This window comes from Spiroplasma sp. ald (assembly GCF_044714355.1).
In the GTDB taxonomy this organism is placed as follows: domain Bacteria; phylum Bacillota_I; class Bacilli_A; order Mycoplasmatales; family Mycoplasmataceae; genus Spiroplasma; species Spiroplasma phoeniceum.
The window spans coordinates 1-5,064 of sequence record NZ_RXFY01000080.1 but is presented as its reverse complement, the minus strand read 5'-3'; the positions used below and the strand labels follow the sequence as shown (position 1 = coordinate 5,064).

General features: G+C 27.2%; 8 protein-coding genes and 1 pseudogene. All 9 read left to right on the top strand.

The window, feature by feature from the left end:
- Positions 1-2 precede the first annotated feature (2 nt).
- The 9 genes and pseudogenes from EHU54_RS04445 to EHU54_RS04405 all read left to right on the top strand — a co-directional run bounded on the left by EHU54_RS04445 (position 3) and on the right by EHU54_RS04405 (position 4,745).
- The gene (locus EHU54_RS04445) at positions 3-827 is read left to right on the top strand and encodes a MurR/RpiR family transcriptional regulator (RefSeq protein ID WP_400249142.1); all 825 of its coding nucleotides are present in this window, start codon (positions 3-5) and stop codon (positions 825-827) included.
- Between the two features lie 126 nt (positions 828-953).
- Positions 954-1,592 (top strand): fructose PTS transporter subunit IIA, encoded by a 639-nt coding sequence (locus tag EHU54_RS04440; protein ID WP_400249140.1) that lies wholly within the window; start codon positions 954-956, stop codon positions 1,590-1,592.
- A pseudogene (locus EHU54_RS04435) lies at positions 1,589-1,675 on the top strand (hypothetical protein); the annotation flags it as partial. The gene EHU54_RS04440 and the pseudogene EHU54_RS04435, both read left to right, overlap by 4 nt.
- A gap of 72 nt (positions 1,676-1,747) precedes the next feature.
- A complete protein-coding gene (locus EHU54_RS04430; RefSeq protein ID WP_400249139.1) occupies positions 1,748-2,533 on the top strand; it encodes a hypothetical protein in 786 nt (261 codons plus the stop codon).
- Positions 2,458-3,081: a hypothetical protein gene (locus EHU54_RS04425; RefSeq protein ID WP_400249138.1), complete on the top strand. Its 624-nt coding sequence runs from the start codon at positions 2,458-2,460 to the stop codon at positions 3,079-3,081. The genes EHU54_RS04430 and EHU54_RS04425 overlap by 76 nt, the downstream gene beginning before the upstream one ends.
- Positions 3,082-3,149: 68 nt before the next feature.
- Positions 3,150-3,671 (top strand): hypothetical protein, encoded by a 522-nt coding sequence (locus EHU54_RS04420; protein WP_400249136.1) that lies wholly within the window; start codon positions 3,150-3,152, stop codon positions 3,669-3,671.
- Entirely contained in the window at positions 3,655-4,119 is a 465-nt protein-coding gene (locus tag EHU54_RS04415; protein ID WP_400249143.1) for an aminotransferase class I/II-fold pyridoxal phosphate-dependent enzyme, read from the top strand. Before EHU54_RS04420 ends, EHU54_RS04415 begins: the two co-directional genes overlap by 17 nt.
- Positions 4,120-4,164: 45 nt before the next feature.
- A complete protein-coding gene (locus EHU54_RS04410) occupies positions 4,165-4,347 on the top strand; it encodes a hypothetical protein (RefSeq protein WP_400249135.1) in 183 nt (60 codons plus the stop codon).
- 5 nt (positions 4,348-4,352) lie between these two features.
- Positions 4,353-4,745, top strand: a complete 393-nt coding sequence (locus EHU54_RS04405; RefSeq protein ID WP_400249134.1) for a RidA family protein — start codon at positions 4,353-4,355, stop codon at positions 4,743-4,745.
- Positions 4,746-5,064: the final 319 nt, after the last annotated feature.

Here is a 5,064-nt window from a genome sequence, read left to right as displayed (position 1 = left end):
TTTTAAAAATATTTATAATTATTTTAATAGGTTATGCAAGAAGTCTATTAAAACAATTGCAGATTTTAGCAACCGATGAAAAAAATTTAACAAATCAAACAATTGCTCGTTATATTTTAGGTAATATTACAACAATTAGTAAGTTAACTACGAATGAATTAGCTAATCATTGTTTTACTTCAACAGCGGGTATTATTCGATTCTGCCAAAAATTGGGATTAGAGGGAATTAATGAATTAAAATTTAAATTAAAATACTTAACAGAAAATGTTACATTAAATTCGCAACAATTTAGTGCAAATAAACAATTAGTACAAAATGAGACATCTTTTTTTGATGAATATTTGAAAATTAAGATTGAATCTGCACAAGATTTACATGCTAATTTTTTTGAAACTGATTTATCAGTTTTAATTGAAAAAATTATTACCGCAAAAAAAGTTTTTATTTTTGCTTTTAATTTAGCATATAATGTTTCTAGGAATTTTGTTCAGAGATTACGGTGAATTAATAAAAATGTTATTCATCAAAATGATTTAAATTCAATTGAATCATATTTGTCAATGATTAATGAAAATGATATGGTACTTTATATAACATTAAGTGGGCAATCAACTTTCATTGCAACAATTGCAAAACAAGTTAAACCGATTGTGTATTCATTTGGTGTTATTGGGAAGAAAACTGAGTTAATTACTAGTTTAAGTGATTATTTTGTTATTAATTCTCGGGAAAATGATATTTGAGATGTTTTTTCAATTTGTTCACAAACTGTTATGCAGTTTTTAGATTATTTATATGCAAAAATTATTCGGAAAAATATTTAATAAAATTAATTACATTTTTTAGAACTATATTTCAAAATATAGTTTTTTTCTTGTTAAAAATATTGTTTTTGCTTTAATAAAAGGAAGAACAAAAACAGTTTAATATTTTAATTTTAGGAGGTCAATATGAGTAATAAAAACAAAAATAATCTTTTTTCATTAGAACAAATTATTTTAAATTCATCTGCAAAAACTCAAGATGAAGCATTTCATGAATTAGCAACAGTAGCGCATCAAGCGGGTTGCATTGATAATTCCGAAAAATTAGTAAAAGCATTATGAGCGCGCGAACATGAAACATCAACTGGTTTAGAAGATGGTTTTGCAATTCCACATGCTCGCATTAAAGACATTAAAAAGTCAGCTGTTATTTTTGTTCGCTATCAAACTGGATTAGAATGGTCAACTTTTGATAATACAAAGGTTCAAGTTGCCATTGCACTAATTATTCCGACTAATAAAAAAAATGACATTCACTTAGAAGTTTTAAGTAATGTTGCTAAAAAATTATTAAATTCAAATCTACATCAAGTTTTAAAAACATCAACTAATAAAATCGAAATCTTGGAATTATTACAGGCAGTTGATAATGAAAAGATAGTTAACAATGAAAGTTATCAAGGTTATGTTTTAGGAATTACAGCTTGTCCAGCTGGAGTAGCGCACACTTATATGGCTGCCAAAAAAATTGAAGATGAAGCGAAAAAATTAGGATATGCTGTAAAAGTTGAAAATAAGGTGCTAATGGATATGAAGATAAATTAACACCAGAGGATATTTCAAATGCTAATGTTTTAATTATTGCTGCTGATATTGCAGTTGGTGAACAAGAACGATTTGTTGATATTCCTATTTTAAAAGTAGCAGTTACTGAACCATTACATGATATTGAAACGGTTTTTCAAAAAGCCACACAAATTATGCGACCGTTACCTAACCAACAAATTCCAACTAAAGAATTTAAAAAAGAAAAAAAAGAAAAAGGATGATTTAAATTACATTTTAAAGCTGGCGCTGTTAGTTTAAAAAATGCTGTTTTAACAGGGATTTCCTATGCAGTGCCAGTCATTGTTGCTGGAACAGCAATTCAAGCTTTAATTACAATTATTACTCAAATTGCGGGTGTTGATTATATTAAGGAACATGCTAATTGATTAAATAATTTAAGTGATGTTGCTGGTAAAAGTTTAAGTATTTTATTAGCTCCAGTGTTAGCAGCCTATATTGCATATGCTATGGCAGATAAGCCAGGTTTAACACCAGGTTTTTTAGGAGGGTTAGTTTGTGTTTATGTAACAAAAACAGCCAATGATGGCACTGTAATTGTTGATGGACTAGGTTTTTTAGGTGGTTTAATTATTGGAATTGATGTCGGTTATATGATGAAAGGATTTAAAAAGTATCTTGTTAGTAAAAAAATGCAAGGTGTCTTAACTTGATTTGTTTATCCTGTTTTAGGATCGTTAATTAGTATTTGTTTAATTCTCTTTGTGATTGGTCAACCAATTGCCTTATTAATTAATGTTATTTTTAGTGGATTGACAACTTTACAAACTTCAAATTTAGCAGCAATATTGGGAATTATTATTGGAATGATGTGTGGTTTTGATTTGGGGGTCCTTTTAATAAAGTGGCATGAGCTTTCTCATTTGCATCATTTTCACAAGCTTTTACAAGTGGACAATTGACTAATCCAACCTTGTTAGTTCCATATGCATGCTTTTGAGCTGCTGGAATTGGAACTGGATGAACGACGACTACTTTAGTAACTTTTATTGGTCGTCAGTTTTCAAATCAATATGAAAAAGAAGTTGGAAAAATGTCATGAATCTTATCTTCGTTAGGAATTACTGAAGGAGCAATACCATTTGCTTTATCAGACCCATTCCGTGTGATTCCTTCTTTTATGATAGGAGGTGCTGTATCTAGGGGCTTATGTGCAGCTTTTAATTTAGGTTCAACCATTACGGGAGGTGGTTTTATTACAATGGCAGGAATCCAATCAACAACAGGAACTGTTGCAATTGGTGTTGCCACTCTACTGTGATTAATTTTTGCAATTATTGGTTGTGCAATTTCAACAACATTATTATTCAGATTAAAATATATTAAAACAAAACCAGTTTTAGAGCAAAAAGTTCATACTTGGACAATTAATATTATGTCATTGGGAATTGTTCTAAGTATTAAAAAACAACAATTAAAAAAATATAATAAATTATCATCAAGTGAACAAGAAAAATATTTAAATTAAAAACAGAAAAAAAAAAAAAAAAAACAAACAAACAAAGATTAAGGTAGAAAGGTAAATGTAAATTTGCGATGAAATATAATTTTGATATTATCATTGATCGAACAAAAAATTCCGAGCGAAAATGAGATCAAACATATATTGCAGATAATTATCATTTAACTGGTGATAATATCATTAATTCATCAATTGCTGATTTAGATTTTCTTACACCACAGCCAATTACCAATGCTATTTTAAATCGTGCAGAAAAAGGAGTATATAGTTATACTTATGTTAGTAATGATTTTTATGAAGCGGTAAGTACTTGATATTATTATCAACATCAACTTACAATTCCAAAAGATAAAATCAAACTTGTACATGGGACAATTAATGCTCTTCATCAACTAATTCAATGTTTAACTGATGTTAATGATTATGTTTTAATTCAAACGCCAGTTTATGGCCCCTTTGGGCGGGCAGTTTTAAATAATAACCGTCAATTATTAACAAATCAATTAAAATGAGAGGATAATCGTTATCAAATAGATTTTGTTAATTTTGCAAACATTATAAAAAAAATATCAACCAAAAATATTTATTTTATGTAATCCGCATAATCCTAGTGGGCGTGTTTGAACAAGAGCAGAATTACAAAAAATAATTGCAATTTGTCAACAATATCATGTTTTAATAATATCAGATGAAGTACACAGCGATTTAGCATTACCAAATGTTAAATTTAATTCGTTGCTATCATTTTCAATTCAAAATAATGAGGTTATTGTTTGTAATTCTCCAAATAAGGCTTTTAATCTTGGCGGATTAAAATCATCATATTTAATTACATTTAACGACAAATTACGAAAGAAAATTGATGAACAATATGAATCTGCTTCGATTACATCACCAAATGTTTTTACAATTCCATCTTATTTAGCTGCATATACTAACCCAGAAGTATTAACTTGAAAAACAACTATGTTAAAATATATTATTAAAAATTATATTTTTGTAAAAACAACCTTAGAACAAATTTGGGGGTTAAAAATAATGTAGTTAGAAGCCTCATATTTGGTTTGGATTAATTATGAGGGGACTAAAATGTCACCGCAGGAAGTTAACAAATTATTATTAAAATATAAATTAATTGTTAGTAAAAATGATGATTTTGTTGAAGCACCAATAACTTGCTTTCGAATTAATATTGGGACTTCATTTGCGATGGTAACAAATATCATCAATATTTTAACAATGATTTTTAAAAAGTCAGAAAGGAATGATTAATTATTATGAGTAAAAAAATTATTTCAACACATTTGGCGCCAAAAGCAATTGGGCCATATTCACAAGCAGTTAAAACAGGGAACTTCTTATATGTTTCTGGTCAATTGCCATTAGATTCAACAACAATGATGATTGAAGGAACAACAATTACAGAACAAACAAAATGTGCTTTAGAAAATTTAAAAGCAATTGTACAATCAGCAGGTTACAATTTAACAGATGTTGTTAAAGTTAATATTTTCTTAAAAGATATTAATGATTTCCCAGCAATGAATGAAGTTTATCAAAAATATTTTACAGAAAATTTTCCAGCTCGTTCTGCTGTTGCAGTTACAAATTTGCCTAAAAATGCTTTAGTTGAAATTGAAGCAATTGGATGTTTAAGAGAAGAAAATTAAAAAACTATGTTTTGAAAAAGAGAAAATTGAATTCCCCCTTTTTTATTTTTAAAATGTATTCATTAATGAAGTTATAATCTAATGACAAATTATTATTTAAATTTTCTTCTTATTTTACAAATAATTTGATAAAAATAAATTCTAACTTTTTTTGTTTAACTTTTTTATATAATTCTAAGTAATAGTTTAAATTATTTATGCTATTAAATTTTAGAAAGGAACTTATATTTTATTAATGAAAAAACTATTTACATATTAGACTTCTTGCATAACCTAGTTATTTTAAAATTCCTATAAAATATATTTAAAATAGAAATTA